Annotated in this window: 24 protein-coding genes and 1 pseudogene; 6 read left to right on the top strand and 19 right to left on the bottom strand. The window is 61.0% G+C overall.

What is annotated here, in order from left to right:
- Positions 1-183: 183 nt before the first annotated feature.
- From GJ668_RS14465 to GJ668_RS14520, 12 genes are all read right to left on the bottom strand, one after another.
- The gene (locus GJ668_RS14465; protein WP_246194911.1) at positions 184-795 is read right to left on the bottom strand and encodes a trimeric intracellular cation channel family protein; all 612 of its coding nucleotides are present in this window, start codon (positions 793-795) and stop codon (positions 184-186) included.
- A gap of 152 nt (positions 796-947) precedes the next feature.
- Positions 948-1607 carry a DUF599 domain-containing protein gene (locus GJ668_RS14470; RefSeq protein ID WP_155450848.1) on the bottom strand — a complete coding sequence of 220 codons (660 nt, stop codon included), beginning with the start codon at positions 1605-1607 and terminating at the stop codon, positions 948-950.
- 90 nt (positions 1608-1697) lie between these two features.
- Positions 1698-2111, bottom strand: a complete 414-nt coding sequence (gene nikR / locus GJ668_RS14475; protein WP_155450849.1) for a nickel-responsive transcriptional regulator NikR — start codon at positions 2109-2111, stop codon at positions 1698-1700.
- Positions 2112-2119: 8 nt separating this feature from the next.
- Complete coding sequence (locus GJ668_RS14480; protein ID WP_155450850.1) at positions 2120-2896, bottom strand: energy-coupling factor ABC transporter ATP-binding protein; 777 nt, start codon at positions 2894-2896, stop codon at positions 2120-2122.
- Positions 2880-3458: an energy-coupling factor transporter transmembrane component T family protein gene (locus GJ668_RS14485; protein ID WP_155450851.1), complete on the bottom strand. Its 579-nt coding sequence runs from the start codon at positions 3456-3458 to the stop codon at positions 2880-2882. The genes GJ668_RS14480 and GJ668_RS14485 overlap by 17 nt, the downstream gene beginning before the upstream one ends.
- Positions 3459-3472: 14 nt before the next feature.
- Positions 3473-4102, bottom strand: coding sequence for an energy-coupling factor ABC transporter permease (locus GJ668_RS14490; RefSeq protein WP_155450852.1), 630 nt, complete (start codon positions 4100-4102; stop codon positions 3473-3475).
- A 3-nt stretch (positions 4103-4105) separates the two neighbouring features.
- Entirely contained in the window at positions 4106-5113 is a 1008-nt protein-coding gene (locus tag GJ668_RS14495) for a transporter family protein (RefSeq protein ID WP_155450853.1), read from the bottom strand.
- Positions 5110-5529, bottom strand: a complete 420-nt coding sequence (locus tag GJ668_RS14500) for a hypothetical protein (RefSeq protein ID WP_155450854.1) — start codon at positions 5527-5529, stop codon at positions 5110-5112. Before GJ668_RS14500 ends, GJ668_RS14495 begins: the two co-directional genes overlap by 4 nt.
- Positions 5526-6410, bottom strand: a complete 885-nt coding sequence (locus tag GJ668_RS14505) for a DUF4198 domain-containing protein (RefSeq protein ID WP_186343122.1) — start codon at positions 6408-6410, stop codon at positions 5526-5528. Before GJ668_RS14505 ends, GJ668_RS14500 begins: the two co-directional genes overlap by 4 nt.
- Before the next feature lie 353 nt (positions 6411-6763).
- A complete protein-coding gene (locus GJ668_RS14510) occupies positions 6764-7162 on the bottom strand; it encodes an HIT domain-containing protein (protein WP_155450856.1) in 399 nt (132 codons plus the stop codon).
- Between the two features lie 29 nt (positions 7163-7191).
- Positions 7192-8064, bottom strand: a complete 873-nt coding sequence (locus GJ668_RS14515) for a PA4780 family RIO1-like protein kinase (RefSeq protein WP_155450857.1) — start codon at positions 8062-8064, stop codon at positions 7192-7194.
- A 290-nt stretch (positions 8065-8354) separates the two neighbouring features.
- The gene (locus GJ668_RS14520) at positions 8355-9674 is read right to left on the bottom strand and encodes a transporter substrate-binding domain-containing protein (protein WP_246194913.1); all 1320 of its coding nucleotides are present in this window, start codon (positions 9672-9674) and stop codon (positions 8355-8357) included.
- A gap of 140 nt (positions 9675-9814) precedes the next feature.
- Between GJ668_RS14520 and GJ668_RS14525 the strand changes: the two are divergent.
- Positions 9815-10154, top strand: a pseudogene (locus tag GJ668_RS14525) (DUF938 domain-containing protein); the annotation flags it as partial.
- On the opposite strand, the gene GJ668_RS14530 reads toward GJ668_RS14525, so the two are convergent.
- Positions 10124-11152, bottom strand: a complete 1029-nt coding sequence (locus GJ668_RS14530; protein WP_155450859.1) for a PilZ domain-containing protein — start codon at positions 11150-11152, stop codon at positions 10124-10126. The pseudogene GJ668_RS14525 and the gene GJ668_RS14530 sit on opposite strands and share 31 nt — an antisense overlap.
- A gap of 400 nt (positions 11153-11552) precedes the next feature.
- Between GJ668_RS14530 and GJ668_RS14535 the strand changes: the two genes are divergently transcribed.
- Positions 11553-11774 (top strand): hypothetical protein, encoded by a 222-nt coding sequence (locus GJ668_RS14535; RefSeq protein WP_155450860.1) that lies wholly within the window; start codon positions 11553-11555, stop codon positions 11772-11774.
- Between the two features lie 100 nt (positions 11775-11874).
- Here GJ668_RS14535 and GJ668_RS14540 read toward each other — a convergent pair whose 3' ends face one another.
- Positions 11875-12216 carry a zinc ribbon domain-containing protein YjdM gene (locus GJ668_RS14540; RefSeq protein WP_155450861.1) on the bottom strand — a complete coding sequence of 114 codons (342 nt, stop codon included), beginning with the start codon at positions 12214-12216 and terminating at the stop codon, positions 11875-11877.
- 685 nt (positions 12217-12901) lie between these two features.
- On the opposite strand from GJ668_RS14540, the gene GJ668_RS14545 reads away from it, so the two are divergent.
- The 4 genes from GJ668_RS14545 to GJ668_RS14560 all read left to right on the top strand — a co-directional run bounded on the left by GJ668_RS14545 (position 12902) and on the right by GJ668_RS14560 (position 16365).
- Positions 12902-13702: an FCD domain-containing protein gene (locus GJ668_RS14545; protein WP_155450862.1), complete on the top strand. Its 801-nt coding sequence runs from the start codon at positions 12902-12904 to the stop codon at positions 13700-13702.
- A gap of 13 nt (positions 13703-13715) precedes the next feature.
- Complete coding sequence (prpB, locus tag GJ668_RS14550) at positions 13716-14606, top strand: methylisocitrate lyase (RefSeq protein ID WP_155450863.1); 891 nt, start codon at positions 13716-13718, stop codon at positions 14604-14606.
- A 30-nt stretch (positions 14607-14636) separates the two neighbouring features.
- Complete coding sequence (gene prpC, locus GJ668_RS14555; RefSeq protein WP_155450864.1) at positions 14637-15785, top strand: bifunctional 2-methylcitrate synthase/citrate synthase; 1149 nt, start codon at positions 14637-14639, stop codon at positions 15783-15785.
- A gap of 139 nt (positions 15786-15924) precedes the next feature.
- On the top strand, positions 15925-16365 hold the full coding sequence (locus tag GJ668_RS14560; protein WP_155450865.1) for a YqaA family protein: 441 nt from the start codon (positions 15925-15927) through the stop codon (positions 16363-16365).
- Between the two features lie 97 nt (positions 16366-16462).
- Here GJ668_RS14560 and GJ668_RS14565 read toward each other — a convergent pair whose 3' ends face one another.
- From GJ668_RS14565 to GJ668_RS14585, 5 genes are all read right to left on the bottom strand, one after another.
- Positions 16463-16762 carry an H-NS histone family protein gene (locus tag GJ668_RS14565; RefSeq protein WP_155450866.1) on the bottom strand — a complete coding sequence of 100 codons (300 nt, stop codon included), beginning with the start codon at positions 16760-16762 and terminating at the stop codon, positions 16463-16465.
- 169 nt (positions 16763-16931) lie between these two features.
- Positions 16932-17375, bottom strand: a complete 444-nt coding sequence (locus GJ668_RS14570) for an HIT family protein (RefSeq protein ID WP_155450867.1) — start codon at positions 17373-17375, stop codon at positions 16932-16934.
- A gap of 20 nt (positions 17376-17395) precedes the next feature.
- Positions 17396-20554, bottom strand: a complete 3159-nt coding sequence (locus GJ668_RS14575; RefSeq protein ID WP_155450868.1) for an EAL domain-containing protein — start codon at positions 20552-20554, stop codon at positions 17396-17398.
- 78 nt (positions 20555-20632) lie between these two features.
- Positions 20633-21469 (bottom strand): c-type cytochrome, encoded by an 837-nt coding sequence (locus GJ668_RS14580; RefSeq protein ID WP_155450869.1) that lies wholly within the window; start codon positions 21467-21469, stop codon positions 20633-20635.
- Between the two features lie 339 nt (positions 21470-21808).
- Positions 21809-25123 carry an AsmA family protein gene (locus GJ668_RS14585; protein ID WP_155450870.1) on the bottom strand — a complete coding sequence of 1105 codons (3315 nt, stop codon included), beginning with the start codon at positions 25121-25123 and terminating at the stop codon, positions 21809-21811.
- Positions 25124-25402 lie beyond the last annotated feature (279 nt).

A 25402-nucleotide genomic window follows, 5' to 3' on the forward strand; every position in this document is an offset into this window, starting at 1 on the left:
CTAACCCTGTGGCCGTGGCCGACCCAAAGGTGCTGATCAGGTAATCGGTGTAGATTTCGAGAAAGTCTTGGTTCATCCGCGCAACCTAGCAGATCCTCGGCCTCCTGCGTAACATCAGTCATTAAATCGGTGAGGCGCGGTTTAGACCTCGCTCGGAACACCAATTATGAAAAAGGCGCGGTCTCAACCCGGCTCCTTCACCTTCGTCATCAACCAATGGGGCACGGTTAAATCCCAGCGAATCGCTGCCGCGCGCAGCGCGAAGATGATGCCGACGCAGCAGAGCGCGGCGGCAGATCGATAGTCCGGGATCCAGGCCAGCAGCGCAACGTAGAGCGTGCAGCCAATCAGCACTGGCGTTGCATAGAGTTCGCGCGTCATCAAGAGCGTCTGGCGACCCGACAGCACGTCCCTAAGCAGGCCGCCGCCAATGGCCGTGACGATGCCCAGAATGACCGGGGCGAGCGGGCGACCGAAGTCCATGGCCCAGGACTTATCGACGGTCTGAATCGCAAACAAGGCGGCACCGAAGCCGTCGACGTACAGCATCAGACGGAAGATCTCTCGTCGCGTGAACAGCGACTCCGCGAAGAAGGTGACCAGGCTCGCACCGATGGCGACCCAGAGGTAATTGAGATCGAGGGACCAGAAGACCGGCACATTCAGGATCAGATCCCTGATGGTACCGCCACCGACCGCCGTGATAATGCCAAGCACGGTGGCACTGAACAGATCGATGCCCTTGGGGGCCAGGACAAGCACCGCTGTGACGGCAAAGGCGGTGATGCCCGCCATGCCGATCCAATAGCTGAAAGACTGCAATCTGGGATCCTCACGGCATGTTGCGTCCCGTGTGATTATGTGACGCGAATGAGCTATCCGTTGTTCCTCACATAATTGTGAGGGTCGTCGATGACTCCATCGGCCAGTTCGAACGTGGCATTACTTCAATGCGCGCGATCAGCGGCATAGAGTATGGGAATCAGCGCTAGGCAGGCGAGCAGCATAAATTGCGGTCCGAAGAGCCAGAAGACCAGCGGGACGCACAGATAATAGGCGCGCATCCCGATACTATAGAACCCCCCCGCCCGATTGAGATGGCGAGCGACCTGTTCAGGACTTACGACTGACGGACGGAGCGCGGGAGGTAGCGTGATCTGATAACCGACATGGTTGAAGAGCCGCACCGACATGGCGAAGCTAAAGAAGGCGACGAAGAAATCGATCAAGAGTGCCAGTAGCTTGATGTCCCAGAGCCGCGGATCGACCTGACCGAAGAGACTCAACGCCTGCCAGCTTGCACTGATTTGGTCGGCCTTGCCGCTCAGATTCAGCACACCGATGATGAGCAGAATCGCGGTCGAAGCGAGAAAGGTCGCCGACATGGTCGAGTTGCGTAGTGTCTGTACGGCCAGGATGCCCAATCCAGGATCGGCCATGATGTGATGTGCCCAAGCCCGGCGCGCCTCACGGTTGACCCCCTGGGTGCTGAACAGTGGGTCGAGCCATGTACGCCATGCCATCCAAAGATAGTAGAGCGCTAGCAACACGAGGCCAGTACTGGTCCAGAACCATTCGTGGCTCGGAGGGTTCGACCAATTCGACATCTCGACTCCTCTGTACCCAATATGCGACTTTTTAACAGCCCGTGTGGGCGGTTGAGGTATGACTGGACGGAGGACACCCGCTGACGTTGGCTACAGCCGCGACGTGCGTGTCAGCTTGGCAAATTTGACGCCCTTGAGCCCGCCGATCTCAGCGACGATCTGCTCGATCTCGGGCGGGTGGCCCTGCAAGATGATCGTTTCCAGGCAGTTGTCGTGGTCGAGGTGCACATGGGTGCTGCAGAGCACGTGCACTTCCTGATGATGCTGGATGTCGATGAGCTTCTGCGCCAGTTCGCGCTGGTGATGGTCGAAGATGATGACCAGAACCCCGGCAACCTCATCCCCTGCCTGCCAGGCGTTCTCCACCAGCCGCTCGCGGATCATGTCGCGCACCAACTCCGAACGGGAGGCGTAGCCGCGGCTCGTGACCCGGCGGTCGAGTTCTTCTAATAGGTTGCCCGGCAGAGAGACGCTGAAGCGGATGGTGTCGGCTATCTCGTTCATGCTTAAGCTTAGTCCCAGTCGTGGGTGTGGAAATGGCTGTGCTCGGTGGCCCCATGGCGGTGACGGTGGCGGTGCACCAGATTGGCCGCGGCGAGTCGGTCTTGGTCGCCGAGGAAATCTTGTATCGGCCCATCAAAGATGAGCCGATGGTCCTCGCCGAGCACCAGGCAACGGTCGCCGAACTCACCGGCGAGGCTGAGATTGTGCGTCGTCACCAGCGTCGTCTGGTTGATGTCGGCGAGGAAGTCGACGAGCCACCCGGTGCTGCGCGGATCCATGTTCGCGGTCGGTTCATCCAGGAGCAGAACCTTCGGCTCAAGGATGAGCAGTGCCGCCAGGCAGACGCGCTGCTTCTCGCCGCCGGACAGCCCGAACGGCGTGCGCTCAAGCAGCGGCACCACGCCAAGCTCGCCGGCCCAGTGGTGCACGCGCTTATCCACATCATCGAGACCGAGTTGGCGCGGCCCGAAGGCGATCTCGTCGAATACGCTCGGGTTGAAGAGCATGGTATCCGGATTCTGGAACAGCAGCACCACCTCGCGGCGAAAACGCTGGTGGAATGCAGCCTCGCGCAATGCCGCGCGGTCGACCACCCGACCGTCGTAGGAAACCGTCCCGGTCGTTGGTGGCAGCAGGCCGTTGAGCACCTTGAGCAGCGTGCTCTTGCCGGTGCCGTTAGCGCCAAGCAGGACGACCTTCTCTCCGCGCCCTAGCTGGAAGTCGATGGCGCGGAGGATCTCCTGGCCCTCGGGCAGGCGATAACTGACTTCAATCGCCTGGAGCATTGTCGGTCGCCTCTGGCTGGAAGAACCCGCGTGAGCGCATGGCGAGCGCGATCTCGCGCGCGTCATGCTCGGCGCGGTCGAAGAGATGGACCGCCGCCGCGGCGCTTTGCAGATAGCGCTCGCGCAGACGCAGTCGGCGTAGCCGGCGGCTCTCGGCCGCGAGCCGCAGATCCTCGAACAAGCGGCGGAAGGGGATGATCTGGCTCAATACCAGCGTCACCAGGTAGCTCAAATTCCGAGAGAAGCTGAGTGCGCGCAAGATGTCGATTTTAGACGCTAGGCTGAAGGTGAGAAAGATCAGGAGATAGACCCTGGTGTTGACGAGGATCAGGTAGTCGAGGCTCACTGCCTGTCCGAACAGCGCGCCCGCTGCGTAGCCGATGCTGATCACGAGGTTGAAGAACAGGACCGCCCGCAAGGCTCGCCAGCCTATCGTCGGCGCCTGGCGGCCTGCCAACGCGGCGACCACGAGCAGGCCACCGGCGAGCCACCAGGGATTGTGGACCGAGGTTGCCGCGACCACGGCGATGGCGTAGCCGAGCAGCAGCAACCGATCTTTCATCTCGCCCCTTGCCTCTAGCGGCGGCGAAGGAAGCTGACGACCAGCACGGTCAGCAATCCTTCACCGAGTCCGAGAATGGCGTGCGGAATGAGGACGGCGGGCAGCGTCACCGACAGGCCGAACGGGAAGAACAGAGGCTGGCCGTCGCTCGTGTGCGCGATCGCCGGCTGCAGGCCGAGCACCACCGCGACCAGGGCGGCCGGAACAACGGCGGCCAGCCAACCTGCGGCAAACAGGCCTGCCCGTTCCCAGCGGGGCGCCAACAGCCGGTACCCCAGGCAGGCCGCGACCGAACCGCCGAGCCCCATCGCGAGCGCGTTGACGGGCAGCACGGTAACCCCCCCGGCGCCGAGCACCAGCGCCTGCAGCAGCAGGACGAGCGACACAACGGCGAAGGTCAGCCAGGGACCGAACACCACGGCGAGGATGCCGATCCCGGAGGCGTGCACCGAGGTCCCGCCGGGCAGCGGCAGCATGACCGTCATGAGCACGAAAGCGAGGGCGGTGAGTACGGCGAGTCGCGGCAACAGCGTCTCGTCAACGCGGCGGCGCAGCTCACGCGTCGCGTAGGCCCATCCCCCGGCCGCGAGCGCATAGGCTGGCAGATAAGTCTGTGGCGAGAGAAATCCGTCGGGGATGTGCATAACTCAGAACAGCGCCGAGATCGAGAAGACCAGCCGATAGTTTTCCTTGCCTTCCGCGCCCTGCTGCTCGGCATCCTCGTTGAGGTCGGTCGCGATCGGCAACTTCACGCCAAAGGCGAAGCTCACATTGTTCCAATAGGCGCGGACGCCTGGCGTCAGGTAAAGAATTTGACCACCGGTGCCGCGCTCTGCCACACCATCCTCTTTGTCGCGCCCGAGGTTGAGATAGTTCAGCTCGGCTAGCAGGTCGAGGCGGAAACGTCGCTCCGGGTTCACGTAGGCCTTGTAGATTGCGGCGGTGTTGAGGCGGAATTCGTCGCCGAACTGGCCTGTGAACTTGTCGTCCCCGTGGGCCGGATCAGCGTCGTAGGTGTTCTGCTGGAACCACAGGTTGGAGATGTCGAAGTTCAGCGTCCAGCGCTCGCCCAGCATCTTGCTGGCCGTTGCGCCTAGCGTAAAGGTCGGCTCGCCGAAGCCGGTTGACTTGCCCTTGTCGATGTTGCCATCGCGGTCGCGCAGGTTGGGGTTGCCGGTCGGCAGCGTCACCCCAGCATAGACCGTGAAGTGCCAGTCCTCCAAGTCGTCAAGGCTCTCTTTTTCTGGGACGAGCTTGAATCCGTCGTCGTACTTGAAGCCAATGGTCGCGTTGATGGCGGCGTCGGCCCAGCCATGGGTGTTGAAGTCGTCGTTCTCGTCGACCTTGTCGTGGTAGGGCAGGAACGCATAGAGCGATAGCCAGGGTGTCACCCCGTAACCGAGTCCAGCCATCCAGAAGGTACTGGACTCGGCCTCGTCGTCCGTCTCAGGTGTGTAGGTCTTCCAGTCGGCGTCGTCCACCTTGAAATAGGTGAACACCTTGCCTTTGGGCAGGGTGGCCGAGGAGGACTGTTCGAGCGGCGCGCCAGGTCCTTCAAGCGAAGCAGCGCCGAGGCCGGCGACGCCGTGGTGCGCGGTTGCTGGCAGTGCCACCAAGGCGAGCGTGGCGCCGAGTGCAAGGCGATCGCGCTTCATGATCTTTTCCTCACGAACACTGACCAGATACCGAAAAGGCCAAAGATAACCGAGAGGCCGACCGCGAGGGCGGCGACAGTGCTCAACCCGGCCGAGGGCGCCGATGAGTCGCTATCGGGGGTCGCTGCAACCGTGAAATCGCCGCCGTGGCCATCCTCCGAGAAGGTGCGCACGCGCCAGTCACCCGAGCGGTCGGGCACAAAGGCCAGACGGCCATTCGCGTCGGTCCGTCCGACGAGGAAGGGCACGCTCTCGGCGGGCCGATAGACCTCGGTGGACTCATAGCTGAACGGGCTGCCGTCCGCGTAGTGCAGCTCGACGATGACAGCGCTCCCAGGCTGCGCCGAATGAGTCAGGCTGTGCGCGTGCAGCGTACCGGCGAGCAGGGCGGCCGACAGGGCGAGGAGGAGCCTCACTTGTCGTTACCGAGGGCGAAGGTCAGCGCCGTGGTATGGACGATCTCGTCGGCCTCGGGGCCGGCATGCGGTGTCCGCGTCGAAGCCTGAATCAACTGCAGGCCACCGTGTTTGACGCGAATATTCAGGGTACCGTCGGCACCCGTTTGGCCGCGGGGCTTACCGTCGTAGCTGACTGTGGCGTCGGCCACTGGCTGTCCGTTGGCGAGGACGCGCACGGTCAGCTTGTCCCCATCCTTCAGGGCGAGAGGGTTTTCCGCCGGCACGATTTCCAGCGGGGTTGCCAGAGAACTGGCCGCCCCGGATCCCCAGCGGTCGATGTGCTTGACGCTCTCGAAGCTCTGCCAGCTACTCAGTGGCGAGGCGGCTTCGGTCTTTTTGAGATTTTTGGTGCCGGCCGTGGTCTTGGTCCAGTAGCCGCTGGACGTCAGCACATAGAGGACGGCGCAGTCGCCCTCGATCTTGACGGGTGAGCTGTCCCCGACCTGAGTAGGATGGTGACTGCCGGTCGCGTCCAGGCAGACGACCGACTTGACGATCTCGGGGGAGTAGTCAATTTGCTTCGCCCCCTCGTGGGACACACCGGGGTGGTGGCCATAGAGGAGTTGGTAACCGCCCGCTTCGGGTTCGACCCAGAGGTCATGCGCGACCGCGGCACTCATCCCCGCCGCGAAACCGATGCCGAGTAGGAAGCGCGTCTTCAAGCTCATCATGGGTGCTACCTCTGCAAAAATTGAGCGCAGAGAGTAACACGATAAAATAATTAATAATACGCAGAAACATGGCTCCAGTGAAGACTGCCCGATCACCTCATCCAAAACCTTGGGTCTGAGGACTTCGGCCAGCGGTGCGACCGGGGTGTCGGCAAACAGGTCAGCCATGTTGAGCACGTTGGACTTCGCAGAAAACAGACACAAGCACCAATACCACCCAGATGAGGGGCCTTGATGCCGTTGCAGCGATGTTCCGCATGGAACAGTTTGCATACCGGCCGGGACGCTGTGCCCACAGCAGCCCGAGCGCCGCAGCGCCCAAAGCGCGGCGCACATGGTCGAGCTCATGCGCAAGGCCCAGCACGACTCTATGACCGGTTCGGACTGTCAGAGGCCAATAACGAACGGGTGTGGCAGGAGATTGCCGAGTTGTTGGGCTGTACGCTCCAAGCTGGATGAGGGCAGTAGCGGTAGATCGACGCGAACAGTTCGGATCGTTCAGGCGACGAGATCCGGTACGCTCACTCGCCCAGAACCGCCATGCGAAGCGCCGCGATCTCAGACTCGACATAGTCGCGCCGCTCCTCCAGATGTCCCCACACCGGTCGCGGCCAGCAGGCATCGTCGTGGCGACGTCCGATGACATGAATGTGGAGCTGGGGCACCAGATTGCCGATCCAGGCGACATTGATCCTGGGATAGCCCAGGGTGTGCAGAGCATCCGAAACGCGCGTGCAGTCGGCCAGAACCGCCTCGCGGTGGGCGATCGGCAGATCCAGGAGATTGGTCAGGTCGGTTTCGGGAACCAGGATGAACCAGGGCACAGCGCCGTTGCGATGCAACAGTAGATGGGTCGCGGGCAAGCGCCCAAGGACATGGCCATCGGCCAGGAGCTGGGGATGGAGGGCGAAGGGCCGCATGATGATCTCGAATCGAAGGATAGGATGGCTCAATGTGGAACCGATTCACCGTCGAGCGGATTGATGTCGCGGGCCTGCCGGCGACGCTGTGCCTCCTCATCAGCGTCGTGGATTTCGCTTAGCAGGCCGTCGAGATCGACCGTCCGATGCTGCCCCCTGAAATGACCGGTGAGACTGATCTCCGGCGTCAGATGGCCATGTTCGTACAGGTGCCAGATTTCCTCGCCATAGCTGGTGGTCAAGATTTCCGGGGCAAACTGACCGAAATACGCCGCCAGATTGGCGACATCGCGCTTGAGCATCCAGGGCGCATGATTGTTGGCGGCGGCATCGACGGCCTGGGGCAGATCGATGATCACTGGCCCCTGAGCATCGACCAGGATGTTGAACTCGGAGAGATCGCCATGGATCAGTCCGATGCCGAGCATCCTGACCACGTCGGCGATCAGTGAGGCATGATAGGCCCGCGCCTGCTCGGGGGTCAGCTCCAGATCGTTGAGCCGGGGAGCCGCCTCGCCATCCGCGTCGGTGATCAGCTCCATCAGCAATACGCCGTCGATGAAATTGTACGGTTGGGGTACTCGCACTCCGGCCGCTGCCAGGCGATACAGGGCCTCAACTTCGGTGTTTTGCCACACGTCTTCCTGTTCCTGGCGACCATAACGGGAGCCTTTTGCCATTGCCCGCGCCTGGCGGCTATTGCGCACCTGACGCCCTTCCCGATACAGCGCTTGCTTATGAAAACCGCGTTGGTCGACCGCTTTATAGACTTTGGCGCAGCGAATGGCCCCTTCGGCGCGCACCACATAAACAGCCGCCTCCTTACCGCTTTTGAGCGAGCCGAGGACTTCATCGATCAGTCCCTCATGGACCAGCGGTTCGAGACGTTTGGGAATTTTCATGGGCGCCTGTTAGTACATTAGGAAGGACAGAGCGGGATGGATCACGCACATCGGGGGCACGCGCGAGCAGGATATCATTGTCGGGCCAGTCACCTTAAGAGACCACCCATACCTTCCGTCGACAAGCCCTATACCGATTCCTGTAACCAGAACCGCAGTCCAATCCTAGCCGTGCTCGCGTCCCTGTTGCGTTAGCGCCTCAACCAACGACGCGCTCGGGCATCAAGCTGAGATAGCCCATCCGAACAGTTCCGCTGATACAACGGACCTATGAGCGCATCGCCGCCCACTCAGTACAGTGCACCTAGATAGGTGTTCAGGAGTGCGTTCCAGTCATCAGATTGAATGATCCCGATCAGCGTGACATTGATCGGTTCCCGAAGTGGACTCCCCGGCGGCAGGGCAATCCCGTAAGTTTGCTTTTGCAGATCAAGGGGCAACACCCGGAGCTGTCCGGCAAACCCAGCCTTGATCTCGTAACGCAAGATCGGGGCATCATGGACCACGGCAGCGGCCCGCCCGGCTGCCACAGCCTTCAACGCTTCGGTCAGGCGTGTGATCGAATGATGACCGATGCCTTGATCACTCAGAAATTGCTCACCGGTGCTGCCGTTCAAGGCCAGAACGCGTTGTGAGCGTAAATCATCGATACTGGAGATCGAGGCGTCCAGCTCCTTGACCGTCAAGGCTGTCGTGATCGCGGCGGTAAAGGCCGAGATCAGGATCAGGCCGCCAAACATCCACAGCATTCCGATCACTCGCCCAAGCAGCGTGGTCGGTGCTTTGTCGCCGTAGCCGACCGTGGTCATCGTCACCGCCGACCACCAAAGACCGGCGCCGATACCAGACAAGGGTTCTTGCCGAAACTGGGCGTTGGTGCGACGTTCAGCCAGCCACATCAACACGCCGACGCTGATCAACAGGGCGAGCAGTCCGGCGACGACCATCAGGAATTGCGGTGAGATTAGCCGTGCGAGCAATGAAAACAGATAGCTACCGCGAATCGGCAACGCCATCGCCAAGCCTGAGGAGTGAAACGGATGCGAGAAGTCGAGCAGTTGCTCGCGCTCAGGGGTGATGGTCAGCGCCGCCACGGCCGCATCGACACGGCCATCGGCCACGGCGGCCAGCATCTCCGACAGGCCAAGCTCGATGTAATGAAACTTGAACCCGTTGTGCTCGGCGATGCGATTCCACAGCGCGATGGCTATCCCGGTCCACTGGCCATTGTGATCCTTGAAGGCGAAGGGTGGAGCCTGCCGGGTGGCGATGATCAGCGAGATGCGGGGCCTTGAGTCGGTCTCGGCCGGTCTCGGGTCGATGGGAGCTTGGGCGTGTGTTTCTTGAGCGAGTACGGGTGACTCGAAGGCGGCCGGCTGGGTGCCGACCAGTGGAATAAACCACAGTAGCAGCCATAACCAAAGTTTGCGCTTGACATCCTTTCCACTCTTTAAAGCAGGGATTCCCAGGGTACGGATTCTTGGCCGGACGGCCCTTGCGAACTGTCTTTCCTGCTTCAGTGCTGAAATGGCTCGTAGGCCGGCTTGCGCCGTTTCGCCACCAGCGCCCGTTCCACAGGCGTCAAGTCCCGGACGTCCTCCGGTACTCAAGCTCCCACTCATCGTCTCCTCGCTGTTGGCATCGCACGATTAGGCAAGACGCCCAAAGTGGTACTAAATCATTAAGTATAGCGGGTTGAGGTTCGATCGACTGATCAACCCGAAACCGCTCGCTGTTACATCAGTGCCGTCGATTGCTCGAAATCGGCAGTGGCACCGGGCAACATGCGGTCTACTTTGCCGCCGCCCTCCCCCATTTGTCCTGGCAAAGCAGCAATCGGGCTGAGCATCTGGCCGGGATGCGTCTGTGGATCGATCGAGGCTATCTTCAGCGCCAATACCGCTCACATCATGGGACTCGACGCCGTCGAGGCGATGTTCGCGGGCGTCGGCGCTCATCTGAAACCAGGCGGTGTCTTCGCACTCTATGGCCCCTTCAGTCGCGATGACCAGCACGCCATGCCGGTGAACAATTTCACGCTGGTGTGGGAGTGGAATTGTCAATGTACGTCGCGCCCGACCTTCAGCTGACTGCGACGCGCATCGGACACGCCGTAAGCTTGATCATGCACATCCTGTAGCAGTTGCAATTCCTCCCATGACTCTAGAGTCCAAGTTCCAGCGATGCTGGTATCACCAAAGATGAGTTGACGGAAAACCAACTCAAAGGCGCTGACATCACCCCAGGCAGTCATCAGGTAGTCCAAGGCTTCTGGAAAGCTGATTTCCAGAGCTGACCGTTCATGTTGAGTCAGTACGACTCGCGCTGGAATGACTTCTGGTCGCACCGTTTGTGGTTGGTAAGCCGCCGGAAGAGAGGATGTCTGTGAATTGGGTGGTACTTGACCTAGCAGCCACTCGGCCCACTGGCGAAGAATGTTCAGTGGATGTTCAAATTCCAGGGTCAGCGTATCTGAGTGCCCGGCCCCCATCCCTTCTATAGGCTCGGCTTCACAGGCCAAGACCCGTGCACGTAGCCGCAGACGCGCGCGTGCGGGGACACCATTGAATTGGAGACCAAGACTTTGGCCGGGCGTAAAAGTGGCCGGAGCACTGATTCTTAGCCGACCTTTGGCGATGGCGCTGAGCGCCCACCGCCATTCATCGAGTGTTTGGATCAAGACTTCCAGTGTTGCGACCAGTGAGGGCGCGTTGTATGTGCCGCCTCGGGAATCACCTGCTTGGAGCTGGCCGAGTAATTTCTCCAGCCGGGTTTGGTTGGACAGCGACAGACGAAGGAAGCGCATGGCGAGCAGATGACGGCCATTTTCCAGATTCTTCTGGCGCAACAGCGTCGTTTCGATCTCAATGGTTTCGCCCAACGTCCAGGGCAGTAGCAGCCACAGCGGCTGATCGCTGATCTGCAGTGCTGTGGATGTCTGGCAAAGGGCGCCACCCCAAGACAAGTCGATCAAGGTAGCCGGATGTGTCGGCGATTTACCACTGATCCGCAGCTGTATGGGAACCTGGGCGCGCAAGCGCGCTTGTGTGCGACGTTCGGATTCAGCCGGAGATATGAGATTGGGCATGATAAACGTCCTTACGAGGTGAGATGTTACCGCTGGTTCGGGACGTCGGATTTGCAGGAGGCCGCTGTTCAGACGGTATTGGCCCAAACCGAGGCCAGCCTGAGCGTTTGTTTGCCTTGTTCACCCTGGACACGTTCTGGGCACTGCATGTCGGACTCTGGGTGCATCAATACCACCCCATCCGCTAAAAAAAGTGCTCCAGACCGTCGTGCAGCGGCTACGAAACAAGGAAGCGTGCGACAGGGACACGTGCGCCTGTTCACAGAATTTGAGTCGTCTCAAGCCAGTCGCTCATCCTACAGCGTATATCTGTGAATGACGTCTCTGTTTTCATCGTCCCAAAGACCTAGTCTCTGTCCCACCAACGATTCAGTCATTGACAAGAGACGTGGGAAACATCATGCATGCAGCAACCGCCGATCTCCAGAAGTGCTCTCAACACGAGCAGATGAATCACTGGCGCCAGGAACTCAAAGGCCTCAGTCAACCCCGAACCTACCGTGAGCGGGTATTGGTCAATGTCTATCGCCAGTTGATCCAGAGTCGAGAGGGGGATTCAGAGCAATCGCATTCAAGGCCGCTTCTGGTCGGCATGGCGACCTACCAGGGCGTGCGCGCTTAAATGCTAGCCAAGCAGGAGCTTGGCGCGGTAGTCATCGTTCCGGGCAGACGCGCGGTGCTTCTTGGCGAGGCCGAGCGTTGCCCTTCGCCTATGCAATGCCTCATGCCTTCTTCAGAAACTCTGCTTTCAACAGAAAACTCCCCCCGTCGGTCTTGCAGTCGACGGCATGATCGCCGTCCACCAGCCGGATGCCCTTGATCTTGGTGCCAACCTTGAGCGTGGTCGAGGTGCCCTTGACCTTGAGATCCTTGATCAGCACGACGTTATCGCCATCGCTCAGAATCTGCCCATTGGCGTCCTTGATTACGGCCCCAGACTCTTCGTCGTCTTCATCGACCCCCTGTTGCGACCACTCATGCCCGCAGTCGGCACAGATATAGAGATCCCCGTCGGGATAGGTGTTGTCCAGCGTACAGTGGGGACAGGGCGGGAGAGTACTCATTGGTCGGTATCGTCTGATGGAATGAAAAGGATGGGGTTTCTCGCGCCCAGACACTGTCTGGTTCGGTCACCAGCAGCGCCAGATGCGCGCCCGACACGGCGGCAATTCCCGGACAGCCAATCCTCGGCGGACCATCGACGAGCATCCCAGTGTACCGCTCATAAAAACCTACTCAGAAAACTTGAATCTGAATAAGTCTGTTCGCGTCGTCAATGCCAGTGCGGGCGAACCCGTCTGCCCCGGCTCTTACGTGCGTTTAAGGTCTCGCCTGAGCGCGTCGCGACCGGTGGCGCTTGGTTATCGCGCCGATGAGAATGGTTCGATAAGCTGGCTGAAAAGTCAAGGCGATAGGCGCTCGCGACGGATGGTCAATCTGCGCAAAATGCGAAGAGGTCAACTACCCCGCCCTGAAGGACGGAGCTTGTGAGAACAAGCGGGGTTGACCAGCCTCAGCCCGCCTGACCAGGACGGTCGAAAGGGGCTACGTGCGCAACAGGTCGCTAAGACCCACTCCGGGATGCTTCCTCAGTCCCGGACCCTGGAAGATGAAGATCAGTAACCCGTGAACCGCGGGCCACGATGAAATCGTATCCAGATACGCCTTATTGTCGACAATTAATCTTGACATTGCCGTATAAACAGCTATTTTATGGCTAAATAAGTAATAAATGTCGACATATAGGCCATGTTACTTGCCGCCCTAAACCTCGAAGACGCCGTCAGTCCAACGATCGCCGACCGTCTCTTCGATCAACTCCGCAAGGCCATCGTTGAAGGCGAGATCCCGCCAGGCAGCAAGATCAGCGAACCTGTACTCGCGGCCCGCTATGGCATCAGCCGCGGTCCTCTACGCGAGGCGATGCGCCGTCTGGAGTCGAGCAGCCTGGTCGAACGCAAACCCAACGTGGGGGCGCGGGTGATTCGGCTCAGCAGCGAGCAGCTACTGGAAATTTATGTCATCCGCGAGGCACTCGAAGGTTTGGCGGCACGGCTGGCCGCCGAGCACATGGCAGAGCCGGCTATCGCTGAACTCCGGGCCTTGCTGGAACGGCATCGCATCGAGGTGGCGCGCGAGGGCGGGCAATCCTACTTTCAAACAGAAGGCGATCTGGATTTCCATTTCTGCATCGTTCAGGGCAGCGGCAACCGGCGCCTCATCAGCATCCTCTGCAACGACCTCTATCACCTGGCGCGCATGTATCGCTGTCAGTTCGGTATGAAAAGCGACCGGGCGCGCGATGCGCTCAAAGAGCACGAGCTGGTCGTGGACGCCATCGCCGATCGTGACGGCGAACTGGCCGAGTGGCTGATGCGCCGACACATTCGTGCCTCGCGTCGGGCTACCGAACGGCGGATCGCGCTGACAGCGGCCAGTGGTCAGCCTCCGGCTGCCAATGGTCTGCGCTCGGTGTGCGGTCGTCGAGATCCCGTCACGGGAAACGAATATCCCCTTTCAGCTTCGAGTCCGCCGGACTCCACCAACTAGACGAGCACACACCATGACCCAAGCCATGACACCCGGCGCCAAGCTGCGTCTCGCGGTCCAGGAAGAACGCCCCTTGCAAGTCGTCGGCGCCATTAACGCCTATCACGCCCGCATGGCCGAACGCACCGGCTATCGCGCCCTTTATCTGTCCGGCGGCGGAGTGGCGGCCGGCTCCTACGGTATCCCAGACCTGGGCATGACCAGTCTGGACAATGTGCTGGAGGACGTCAGCCGCATCACCTATATCACCGACCTACCCTTGCTGGTCGATGCCGACACCGGCTGGGGCGGGGCCTTCAACATCGCCCGCACCGTCAAGCAGTTGATCCGTGCCGGGGCGGCCGGCTGTCACATCGAGGATCAGGTCGCCGCCAAGCGCTGCGGACATCGCCCCGGCAAGGCGATCGTCTCGCAGGCCGAGATGACCGACCGCATCAAGGCCGCCGTGGATGCACGCACCGATGACTTCGTCATCATGGCCCGTACTGATTCGCTGGCCGTGGAGGGCTTGGACGCGGCCATTGAGCGTGCCCTGGCCTGTGTCGAAGCCGGCGCCGATATGATCTTCCCCGAGGCCATGACTGAACTGGCTCAGTACGAGCGCTTCACGGCCGCCGTCAAGGTGCCGGTGCTGGCCAACATCACCGAGTTCGGCGCCACGCCGCTGTTCACCACCACCGAACTGGGGGCCGTGGGCGTGTCGCTAGTGCTCTATCCGCTGTCGGCTTTCCGTGCCATGAACAAGGCGGCGCTCAACGTCTATCAGGCGCTCCGCCGTGACGGCACCCAGGCCAATGTCGTCGACACCATGCAGACGCGCATGGAGCTCTACGACTATCTCGATTACCACCACTTCGAACAGAAGCTCGACGCGCTGTTCGCCCAAGAGCGCTCCGGCGAATAAGATCGTCTTAGAAAAACAAGCGAGGAAACGATGACCGAGACCCACCAGCCCAAGCCGAAGAAGTCGGTCGCCCTCTCCGGCACCGTCGCCGGCAACACTGCCATCTGTACCGTCGGCCTCACCGGCAACGACCTGCACTATCGCGGCTATGACATCCTGGATTTTGCCGATCAGGCCGAGTTCGAGGAGGTCGCGCATCTGCTCATCCACGAGCGTCTGCCGACCCGCACCGAACTGGAGGCGTACAAGCGCAAGCTCAAATCCATGCGCGGTCTGCCGGCGGCGGTCAAGACCGCGCTGGAACAGATCCCGGCCTCCTCGGCGCATCCAATGGACGTGCTGCGAATCGGCTGTTCGCTGCTCGGCACCCTGGAGCCGGAACGCGACGACATGCCCGTGGCCGCCGCGCGCGAGATCGGCGACCGGCTCATCGCCTGCTTCGGCTCGATGCTGCTGTATTGGTATCACTTCGCCCATCACGGCCGGCGCATCGAGGTCGAGACCGACGACGACACCATCGGCGGTCACTTCCTGCATCTGCTGCATGGTAAGCCGCCGACAGAGGAATGGGTGCGTGCCATGCACACCTCGCTTATCCTTTACGCCGAGCATGAGTTCAACGCCTCGACCTTCACCGCACGCGTGATCGCCGGCACCAACTCAGACATGTACTCAGCCATCAGCGGCGCCATCGGTGCGTTGCGCGGTCCCAAGCACGGCGGAGCCAACGAAGCCGCCTGCGAGATCCAGGAGCGTTACACCACGGCGGATGAGGCCGAAGCTGACATCCGTGAGCGCGTTGCGCGCAAGGAGATCATCATCGGTTTCGGCCACCCGGTTTATACGATTTCGGATCCGCGCAACAAGGTCATCAAGGCTGTCGCCGAACGGCTGTCGGACACCAACGGCGACCGGCGCATGTTCGATGTCGCCGACCGGCTCGAAAACGTCATGTGGGAACTCAAGAAGATGTTCCCCAACCTCGACTGGTTCTCGGCCGTGTCCTATGCGCAGATGGGCGTGCCGACCCCGCTGTTCACGCCGATCTTCGTCATCTCGCGTACCACAGGCTGGGTCGCCCATGTCATCGAGCAACGCCAGGATGGCAAGATCATCCGCCCGAGCGCCAACTATGTCGGGCCGGAGAATCTGAGCTGGGCACCGATCGAAAAACGGTGAGCAAGTAGTCTCCAGTGAGAGACCAAGGTCCGCGAATGCGTACGGTGCAGGTCGCCATTCGCGGGCAAATCACGGACTGTCCAAGTACAGCGACAAACTCCCGGCTTTAGCCGTGGAGTTTAAGGCTAGCTTTGACTCGATGAACGATATTGGCGTCTATCTGGGACTCTTCGCGTCCGCCTTCGGTGCGGCTTCGCTGCTACCGTTGCAGTCCGAAGTGCTCTTGGTGGCTCTTTTGCTCGACCAAAACCAGGCCGTCTGGGTGTTGCTGACGGTTGCCAGTGTCGGCAACGTATTGGGGTCAATACTCAACTGGCTGATTGGGCGCTCGCTGGAACGCTATCGCAAACGGCGTTGGTTTCCAGCCACATCCACCCGACTGGAACAGGCCCAGCGCGTCTATGCACGAACGGGTTACTGGTCATTGCTGTTAAGCTGGATGCCCATCATCGGCGATCCGCTGACCCTGGTCGCCGGTGTGCTGCGCGAGCCACTGTGGCGCTTTGTACTGCTGGTGTCCCTGGCCAAGACAGGACGCTATCTAGTGCTCGCCGCCATGACGTTAGGCGTTTTAGCCTGACTGACAGGCTACAAACTCACGGTCATCCGTCGCACGCTCTCAGAGGGTCGATCTGGACGGCGAGACTTCCCGCCGTTCAGCCGAAAGATTAGGCCGCTTACTGGGCCTTGATCAGATAGTCATCCCGGTTCTTATCCTTGAGCCAACTCGGCGTCGGCCCCTTACCTGTCCAGGTCTTTCCGGTCTCAGGATCGCGATACTTCGGCGGGGCTTTCGACTTCGCTTTCCCTTTCTTCATGCTGGAAAACAAGTCTTCTGGTGTCAGCCGGAACGTCGTGATCAGGCTCAACGCCTGCTCAATGGCCTTCCCGCGTGCTTCGTTCCGACACTGCTCGATCTTTTCATCCAGCAATTTTCTTTGCTCAACCAGCTCTTCGAGTTCTTCTTGAGTCGACATAGCCTGTTCTGTTCGTTGTTTTCAGAGAGGCTTTATCAAAACACAAAGTAAACTCAAAGGCAAAAATTCATCAAGGTAAAGCTCTTGAGACTGCGTGGTTGGAGTGCTTTGAGACGTGAGGCTGTCTTAATCCTTTCGCGTGAATTGTCACGATTATTGGGGCAGTCGTTTACTCTTCAGTGTCGATCACCCGTAAGTGGTTACGGATCAGGGCAGCGGTTTCATCAAGTGCGGATCGGGTTGGCTTCGTCGGGTATCCGGGACCGAAGCGCAGTCTGAAGCCGTCCCCCTGGTATCGTGGAAAAACATGCAAATGAATATGAAATACCTCCTGCCCTGCCGCGCCGCCATCCGCAAGAAAAAAATTGACGCCTTCCGCGTCGATCTCGCTCAGACGCAAGGCAGCGGCAATCCGTTGTGCGGTGCGGAACAGATGCGCACCGATTTCTTCGTCGAGTTCGGCCAAACCTGGGGCATGCCGGTTCGGAATGACGAGAACATGACCGGGATTGATTGGCTGAAGGTCCATAAAGGCCATGCAACATGCATCCCGATGGACAATGCTTGCTGGCCGTTGGCCGGATTGGATCTGGCAGAAGAGGCAGTGATTCATTGTCTGCGGCGATTCGATCGCTATTGGCCCCGGTCCGACGACAGAGGGCGTCCACTGCCCAAGTGCCGATCGGTCCAAGGCAGCGGTGGTTGCCAGTCGGCCAGCCAGCCGGGTAGCGCGTGGGCCGGCATCGGGTGGGCGATACGATAACCCTGGGCCAGCTCGCAGCCGAGTTGCAGCAGCTTTTCGCCCTGTTCCAAAGTCTCCACGCCTTCGGCGATGGCCTGGCGGCGAAAGGCGGTGGCCAGACCCAAAATGCCCTCGACGATTGCCAGGTCATCCGGGTTGTCGAGCATCTCACCGACGAAGCTTCGGTCGATCTTCAGCGTGTTGACCGCCAGGTGTTTCAGATAGGTCAACGAGGAATAGCCGACGCCAAAATCGTCCAGGGCGCAACCTACACCGAGTTCACGGCAATCCGCGACGACCTGGGCGACCTGGGCCAGATCCTGCATCGCGCTGGTTTCCAAGACCTCCAGCGCCAGGCTGGATGGCTTGACGTCTGGATGCGCCGCCAGAAGGGCTTGCAGACGCGCAACAAAGTCGGCCTGCTGCAACTGGCGCGCGCCAATATTGACGCTGACCGGGAGATCGAGTCCGTTCGCCCGCCAGTCGTCCATCTGAGTCAGCGCGGTCTCGATGACCCACTCGCCGAGTTCGACCGCTAGTGGGTCATCCTCGATCGTCGGCAGAAATTCCTCCGGAATCAGGAATCCGCGTTCCGGATGCTGCCAGCGGATCAAGGCCTCGACACCAATGACGGCCCCGGTGCGCAGGTTGACCTTGGGTTGGTAATAGAGCACGAATTCGCGCGCGGCCAGGGCGTGACGAAGGCGCTCCAGACTTTCTTGCTGAACGCGCTGACGAAGATCTTTCTCGACGTTGAAGACATGGTAACGATTCTTGCCGCTCCGCTTGGCCTGATACATGGCCTGATCGGCCTGGCGGAGCAGTTGATCCGCGTCGGGCGCGTGCGTCCCTTCGCGGTCGTCCGGGACCGGCTGTGGAGAGTAGGTGACACCGAGGCTGGCCGAGACCTGCACGACGACCTCGCCGAGGAGCACCGGCGCGCAAGCGGCGGCCAGCAGGCGGTTGAGCAACGGCACGCTGGCGGCGCGGTCGTTGAGATCGACCAGCACGGCGACGAACTCGTCGCCACCCAGGCGGGCCAGGGTGTCACCTTCGCGCAGCGTCTGCTTCATCCGGCGCGCAAGCGTCATCAGCAACTGATCGCCGGCGGCGTGCCCGTGGCTGTCATTGATGGCCTTGAAGCCATCCAGGTCGAGATAGACCACCGCCAAGTGCTGTTCCCGTCGCTGGGTCTGCGCCATGGCGTGCTGGAGACGGTCGAGCAGCAGCGCGCGGTTGGGCAGCCCGGTCAGCGCGTCGGAATACGCGAGATGTTCAAGCTGTTGTTCATGGTTCTTGAGCGCGGTGACGTCGTCGAAGGCCGCCACGACCTCGCCCGTAGGCAAACGATAGACATAATTGTCATACCAGCGCGAGAGCCGCTCGTCTTGATAGTACCTGACGGGGAAATGTTCCGCCGTGCCGGTGGACCAAACCCGTCGCAAGACCTCCAGCAGTCCAAATGCGTCGACGCCCGGAAAGACCTTCGTCAGCGATTGTCCGATCAACGCTTCCCGCGTTAGGCCACTGAGGCGCTCGGTCGCCTCGTTGACATCCCGAAACACGAAATCCTCTCCATGGTCACGCGCTTCGTAGATCGCCACGCCGCTGCTGATATGATCGAACAAGGTACGGTAGCGCTCCTCGCTGGCTTGTAAATCCGCAGCGATCTGCTTTTCCTGCGTGATGTCGACCGTCATGGCCAGAATGCGGGTCTTGCCCTGCATCTCGATCCGACTCAGGTGGACCCACTCCCAAATGATTTTGCCATCAGCACAGCGATAGCGCCACTCGAACTGCTGCGGACCTTCGTGCAGCGTCTTGGCGGCCCATCTCACCGCGTCGTCGACGGAATAAGGCGGTTCGAGCCAGAGCTGAGGGGACGCGGCCTTGAGCGCTTCGACCGAGTCAAAACCGTAGAGTGTACAGGCGGTTGGGTTGGCATCCAGCATCTCGCCCGTGTCTGCGTCGTGGATCAGAATGCAGAGCGGCGCGTTCATGAACATCGCGCGGAACCGTTGCTCGCTCTCGCGCAGGGCGCGCTCAGCGGCGCAGCGTTCGGTGATGTCCTGGGTCGTGCCAAGGATACGTGGTGGCGCGCCGTCTTCGTCACAGATCAGCTTGCCCAGCGAATGCATCCAATGGATGCTTCCATCGGGCCAGATGACACGGTAGCTATTGTCGAATGCGCCCCTGTCTTCCAGCGTGCGATGGAAGACCGCCATGGTCTGTTCGCGGTCGTCGTGGTGAACGTAGGCCAGTGCGTCAGCGATCGTGCCACCGAAGTCACTGAGTGGAATGCCGAACAGGGCCGCGTGCTCGCCCGCCCAGGCGATCCGGCCGGTGGTGATCTCCCATTCCCAGATTCCCATCGCGGCGGCATGCAGAGCCATGTCCAGTTGCTGCTTGCTAGCCCGCAGCGCCGCTTCGGTGCGCTTCTCCTCGGTGATATCCGTCAGAATGCCGTTCCAGAGCAGGCTGCCGTCCGGTTGCGGAAATGGCGTGGCCTGACCGCGCACCCATTTGATGGTGTCCGATTGGCCGCCAGGGCGGATGCGATGTTCATGGGACCAGGGCGTGAGGGTCTTGCTCGCCTGTTCGACCGCGGCCCGATGCGCGGGCCGATCCTCGGGAAGGATACATAGGGTGAGCGCATCCGGATTGGCATAGGCGGCTTCCGCCGGGATGCCATACAGGGTTTCGATCCCTGGACTGAGATAAAGAAATCGCCAGGTTCCATCGGGCAGCAGCAGGAATTGATACACCACCCCTGGAATCGACATGATGAGCGCGTTCAGCGCATTCAGTTTAGCCTGCGCCCGGTGCAGATCCTCGTTTTCCAGCTCCCGCTCAATCCAATGCAGTTGCAGTTCATGGATCGTCTGCTGGATGTCTTCCGGTGACAGCGCGGCGATGGCTTCAGGCGATTGGGTCGCGGTTGCACGCACGATCTGCTCGGCTCGCTGCCGCCGGGTCTGTTTCAGATCCAGATCCCCTTGACGGTCTGTTAGGGGGATGGTTGGTGTGGGTCGGCCATCCGTGTCTATCATGCGTCACCCCTTAACGGTTTCCGTTGACTGACTCCTCGTACCGAGACACAGTAGACTTTCCAGCGATGGTTCAGCCAATCAGTCGCTATGAATCTCCTGGAACAGCGGACGTGGATGCGTGAGCACAAAGCCGGCCACGTCCCAAGCCTCCTCATCGCTCAGTGAGCTATCGGCCCCGAAGGGCATCTTGTGCAGAATGAACCCAGCGGCAGTGGTCTGACGGCTCATGCCCGCACCGGTGTTGAATGAACGCGGTCCCCACAGCGGCGGGAACAGATAGCGGCCATCGGCCTCCAAGGTACCGCCTCCGTCGGCCCCGTGACAGGCGAGACACTTAGCCTGATAGACCGCCTCCCCCTGCGCCACATCCGGTTTGCGCTCCAGGTTCAGCGCCGGGATGCCGTGTCCTGCCACCACAGCGCCCACAGGCACGCCCTGGGACAGCCAGCTCATGTAGGCCAGCATATCGATTAAGGCCGGATGGTCGAGTGGGAGCGCTCGACCGTTCAGACTGCGCTCGAAACAGTCGTCGATGCGCTGTTCGAGCGTGATGAGGCCGCCATGCCGCGCGCTGTACTGCGGAAAGCGTCCGACGACGCCGACGAAGGGCGCGGCATTGGCCTCGGTACCGACTTCCCCGTCCCGACCGGGATGACAGTGTTGGCAGGCCAGTCCATTGCCGACGAAGTCAGGCAACTGCGCCGGGGTGTCTGACAGATAGCGCCGCCCCCGGGCGATGCTTTCACCCAGTGCGCCGTCGGGGAGCGTCGTGGCGGCGGGAACCGTTAGGGCCACAGTCAGCGACTTATCCTCAGCATGGACCACGAGGCTGGCCGTCAGCAGGCAATACGCTGCGACCCAATGCGCGATGCCGACTATCATCGATTCGTTGTAGCTTGCACGGGCTTTTAACATAGCCTTGATCCTCGTCTGGCGCCTGTCGGCGCGGGTGGCTTACTCGGCGAGCGGATAGACCCAGCCGGCGATGGATCATCCTCTACACCGGATTATCGACCTGATCCTGGACGACGTCGAGCAGGGATAGTATTCATTATTATGCACGATCTGGATGCGACGAAGCAGGCGCTTGGGATCGCTCTACGGACACGGTTGTCGTCGTTCTGCTCGGCTAGGGCGTGCCTCCTGAATGGCCTGCGCCACCCAACCGCACAAAAGGTGCATCAGACGCTCGGCTTCAGCGATCTCCACTGTAGGTGTCGTGGCACTGAAATACTGAAACTCGACGGTGTAGGGTTACTGGTCCGATGCATCCCGTCGCAGCACCGTCTCGCACGGATTGCCGAAGTCAGTCAGGCGTTGGATGATCTGATCGGCTACCAAACTCAGGCCGCCAGAGGCCCAGGCGGCTGCACCTTCGATGAATAGATCTTCGCGGTCGATGGTGGCGTGCGGGTGCTTCAGCGTGCCGTCGACGACGACAAATCGGTCGGCGACGCCGAGCAGGCTGAGTCCAACCCCGGCGCGCTTCACAGTCTTAAAGCGCAGCTCGATCTCTTCCGTCTCCAGCTTGATAGCGCCGCCACCTAACACATTAAGTTTTTCGGTTTGCAGCGCCAACCCGTGCTTGCTGGTGGCGATGCCGTCCGCGATATCGAACTGCAACACGGCGCATTGGAGGCTCAGAAAGTCCTTGCGGACGCGGATCGCGCTGAGTTGGGTCGGATTGACGGCGTCGAGGAGGTTGACCACCACGCCCCCGAACGGCAGCTGGGAGGCCTTTCGGTCCAGCTGCCCGGCCCCCAGAACCAGCTCTACGCGCCCATCGGCGGAGCGCAGCAGGGCAGGGATGGAGGAACCGATAGCGTGCAGGCGGACCTCGATACCGATCGGCACGTCGGAGAGTGACGGCTGATTCTTTGCCTTGATCAGCCGACTGAGGTTGAGCTTACCCTGATGGTGCAGATCAAACCCCCAGTCAGTCTGGCCGGGCTGCAGCTCCAGGTCGACGGATAGGCCACTCTGAGCGGCATTGGCTGACAGGACGAGATGCCCGGCGTCGATGCGCGCATCCAGCGTACCATTGTCGATGTCGAAGTCGCCAAGTTCGACGCGGCCGGTGCTCAGTTTAAGTGAACCGTCGAAGACTTTCAGTCCGTCCAACGGCAGCGACTGCTCGCCGCTAGTGCCGCGCCTGAATCGCTGAGCGCCGCCGCCGTCCAGGCCGGTCAACTCGTCGGTCGAGACTGAGTTCTTGGCTAAGAACGGGGTCAGGTTCAACGTGTCAGCGTTCAGATTGGCGTCGATCCGCAAACGCTCGCCGAGGCCGATGCGCACGTCCCCGGCGACATCACTCCCCGCGCTGCTTGCCTTCAGGTCCAGTAGCTCGATCTGTTGGGTTTGACCCTGGAGACGTGCCTTCGCCGAAAATGGTTGCGCGGGGAGTCCGGGATGCAAGGCGGCCAGACTCTCCCCGGTGAACTGCGCCTGGAATTGGCTGCCTGCCAGGCTGTTGAGTCGGGCGAGCGTTCCGGTTAGGGTGCCGGTTAGGGCCTCGGTTCGGCCGATGTTGTCGGTCAGGCTCAGGTCAAGCATCAAGTCGCGACCGGTGCGGATGGCTGCGAGCGGCCCCAGATGACCGCGGATGTTCAGCTGATGCTCGTCTATTTTGGTCTTGACAATGACGTCTATCTGCGGCCAAGACCGCCCCCCGGGTAGCAGATCAGCCAGTGTCCCGCCGGTTAGCATCAGGTTGATGGCCTGTACGGACCGGTCCTGACTTGGCCATACCAAACCAGTCTTGAAGCTCATCGCCTGGCCGGCGTTGACCTGTAGCTTAGGGCTAGCGAGCTCGATTGCCATGGCCCTTTGGCCCCGCTTGGCGGGCGGTAGCAACCGCACCGATTTGGCCTCCAGGGTGCCGCGCAGGACTTGGATCAGCGTCGCTGGCGTCGTGCCGCTCGCCTCGGCATCCAGGCTCAAGCCGACGATGCTGCCGCTCAACTCCGGACTCCGGGCCATCATCGAGCGGGCTTGCGCTAGGTTGATGCGGTCTGTCTTCAACTTGAGTTTGAGCGCGGGTACCTTGGGGATGGCGTCGACGAGTGCCTGGCCACTGACAGTCAATCCGGGCAGCGTTAGCCGCACCCCGTCGAGCTGCAGGCGACCGTCGCGGAGTTTGGCCTGAGCCTGTATTCGGCGCATGTTGATCCGCTGCCACGTTAGGGCCTCGATGGCAAGCTCCAGGTCCGCATCGATCTGGGTCAGCGATGAGAACGGCAGCGGCCTGTCGGCCCAGGCCAGGGCCTTCGCTGCCTTGGTTGTTGGCTCGGTTCTCGCGTTGAGATTGCTTTCCGTGGATACCAAGGTTCCCTTGGCATTGGACTTGGACGCTTTACCCGGCGCGCCGTCGACCAACGAGACCGTCCCAACGTTGAGCGTGCCGCTGAGCAGTGCTCGGGCATTACTCGATGCTGGCCGCAGCTCGCCGTCGAAGCGGCCTTCGGCAAGCGTAGCCTTGATTGCCAGCACGCCGGTCGCCTCGCCCCCCGTGGGTTGAGTGCGGGTCGTCTGGTCAACGGCCTTGGGCGCGGCGACCGATGCCAGTTGCAGCGTCGCCGGCCGATTGCCGAGCTTCCCCGTCATTCGCAAGGACCAGGGACCATGCAACGGGAGGCTAATCTCGCCATCGCTGATGGTCAACGGCGCGGGCAGGACATCCGCCTCCGATGATCCGTTGATCGCGCTGGCCTCTAGGGTCTGGTCGTCCCAGCTCAGCTCTGTCTCGAGCCGAAAGGGTCCCGCCGGTAGCCCATTGATGCCGGCAATTTTCCCAAGCGGTACCGCCGTCGGCCCCCGCAGCTGGAGTTTGGCATCCAGCCCGGTGGTCGCGAACGGTGCGGGGGCGCTGCCACTCAGCTCAACGTGGGTCTCGGCACTCTGCGCCTGGATCTGGAAGGGCCAGCGGGCGCCGGTCGGAGCATCTGCGGCACCCGCGCGAGCACTCAACGTCAGCGGCGTCTGATTGATCGTCAGTTCTGCCTGGAGAACCAAAGGCTCGGCATCTAGCCCATCGAGCTGAAGCCGGGTGATATCGGCGCGTCGAACTGGTGCCTTTGGGGATGCAAAGGTGATCTGCGAATCGATCACCTGCACCGTCGGAACCTGAAGGCTGATCTTGCCGGCCCGCTTGCCTTTGCTCGCACCAAGTTGCCAGTTATCGCGGCCATCAGCGGTCTTCTGGAGCATCACGCGCGCACCACGGATCACCAGTTGGTCGATGCGGATCTGTCGGTGCAACAGTGCCTGCAACTGCCAGGTTACATCGACCCGCTCGGCCTCCAGCAGGTGAGGCCCCAGCGTTGGGTTGGTGTCCCAGTCTGGATTCGACACCCGCAGCCCGTTCAGCACGATCGACAGGCCCGGCCGTGGATGCAACAACCAGCCCAGCGCGATGTTGTTGATCGCAACAGGCCGCCCAAGAGCATCAGCCGCTGCGGTTTCTAGGTCCGCTTTGTGTGCCTGCAGATAAACCGGCAGATAGCCGATGGCGCCCACCAAGAGCAAAACCACCGCCAGCAGCAGCCAGGCAAGAACGCGTAGGGTTTTCATTCAGTGGTTTAGGAAAGCTGTTCAATCGGATGGATGGTCGGCGTTATCAACACAACGCCATCGGGAAATTGAGGTGCATCGCCGTTAGAGGAGCGAGCGTTTGATGTGACGCTGGTCCGGCTGTGAATCGCCACGACGGGGATGAACGTTTTTTAGAATCATCCCCTGTGATTCTTCCGCATGTTCTCAGTCTTTCAGTCTTTGCGTCCTCGCTCTAACCATTTCACGCCAATTTGCAGGCTAACCCCGCGCTCATGCTCGCCGTCGGACAGCCATTGG

The organism is Allochromatium palmeri (genome assembly GCF_009720725.1).
Taxonomy (GTDB): domain Bacteria; phylum Pseudomonadota; class Gammaproteobacteria; order Chromatiales; family Chromatiaceae; genus Thermochromatium; species Thermochromatium palmeri.

What these genes read in the sequence shown, in the direction of transcription:
- GJ668_RS14465 (WP_246194911.1), bottom strand. Translation starts at nt 795, where the DNA reads ATGGCGGGCATCACCGCCTTTGCCGTCACAGCGGTGCTTGTCCTGGCC.
- GJ668_RS14470 (WP_155450848.1), bottom strand. Translation starts at nt 1,607, where the DNA reads ATGTCGAATTGGTCGAACCCTCCGAGCCACGAATGGTTCTGGACCAGT.
- nikR (WP_155450849.1), bottom strand. Translation starts at nt 2,111, where the DNA reads ATGAACGAGATAGCCGACACCATCCGCTTCAGCGTCTCTCTGCCGGGC.
- GJ668_RS14480 (WP_155450850.1), bottom strand. Translation starts at nt 2,896, where the DNA reads ATGCTCCAGGCGATTGAAGTCAGTTATCGCCTGCCCGAGGGCCAGGAG.
- GJ668_RS14485 (WP_155450851.1), bottom strand. Translation starts at nt 3,458, where the DNA reads ATGAAAGATCGGTTGCTGCTGCTCGGCTACGCCATCGCCGTGGTCGCG.
- GJ668_RS14490 (WP_155450852.1), bottom strand. Translation starts at nt 4,102, where the DNA reads ATGCACATCCCCGACGGATTTCTCTCGCCACAGACTTATCTGCCAGCC.
- GJ668_RS14495 (WP_155450853.1), bottom strand. Translation starts at nt 5,113, where the DNA reads ATGAAGCGCGATCGCCTTGCACTCGGCGCCACGCTCGCCTTGGTGGCA.
- GJ668_RS14505 (WP_186343122.1), bottom strand. Translation starts at nt 6,410, where the DNA reads ATGGCTGACCTGTTTGCCGACACCCCGGTCGCACCGCTGGCCGAAGTC.
- GJ668_RS14510 (WP_155450856.1), bottom strand. Translation starts at nt 7,162, where the DNA reads ATGCGGCCCTTCGCCCTCCATCCCCAGCTCCTGGCCGATGGCCATGTC.
- GJ668_RS14515 (WP_155450857.1), bottom strand. Translation starts at nt 8,064, where the DNA reads ATGAAAATTCCCAAACGTCTCGAACCGCTGGTCCATGAGGGACTGATC.
- GJ668_RS14530 (WP_155450859.1), bottom strand. Translation starts at nt 11,152, where the DNA reads ATGCCCAATCTCATATCTCCGGCTGAATCCGAACGTCGCACACAAGCG.
- GJ668_RS14535 (WP_155450860.1), top strand. Translation starts at nt 11,553, where the DNA reads ATGCATGCAGCAACCGCCGATCTCCAGAAGTGCTCTCAACACGAGCAG.
- GJ668_RS14540 (WP_155450861.1), bottom strand. Translation starts at nt 12,216, where the DNA reads ATGAGTACTCTCCCGCCCTGTCCCCACTGTACGCTGGACAACACCTAT.
- GJ668_RS14545 (WP_155450862.1), top strand. Translation starts at nt 12,902, where the DNA reads ATGTTACTTGCCGCCCTAAACCTCGAAGACGCCGTCAGTCCAACGATC.
- prpB (WP_155450863.1), top strand. Translation starts at nt 13,716, where the DNA reads ATGACCCAAGCCATGACACCCGGCGCCAAGCTGCGTCTCGCGGTCCAG.
- prpC (WP_155450864.1), top strand. Translation starts at nt 14,637, where the DNA reads ATGACCGAGACCCACCAGCCCAAGCCGAAGAAGTCGGTCGCCCTCTCC.
- GJ668_RS14560 (WP_155450865.1), top strand. Translation starts at nt 15,925, where the DNA reads ATGAACGATATTGGCGTCTATCTGGGACTCTTCGCGTCCGCCTTCGGT.
- GJ668_RS14565 (WP_155450866.1), bottom strand. Translation starts at nt 16,762, where the DNA reads ATGTCGACTCAAGAAGAACTCGAAGAGCTGGTTGAGCAAAGAAAATTG.
- GJ668_RS14570 (WP_155450867.1), bottom strand. Translation starts at nt 17,375, where the DNA reads ATGAATCACTGCCTCTTCTGCCAGATCCAATCCGGCCAACGGCCAGCA.
- GJ668_RS14575 (WP_155450868.1), bottom strand. Translation starts at nt 20,554, where the DNA reads ATGATAGACACGGATGGCCGACCCACACCAACCATCCCCCTAACAGAC.
- GJ668_RS14580 (WP_155450869.1), bottom strand. Translation starts at nt 21,469, where the DNA reads ATGTTAAAAGCCCGTGCAAGCTACAACGAATCGATGATAGTCGGCATC.
- GJ668_RS14585 (WP_155450870.1), bottom strand. Translation starts at nt 25,123, where the DNA reads ATGAAAACCCTACGCGTTCTTGCCTGGCTGCTGCTGGCGGTGGTTTTG.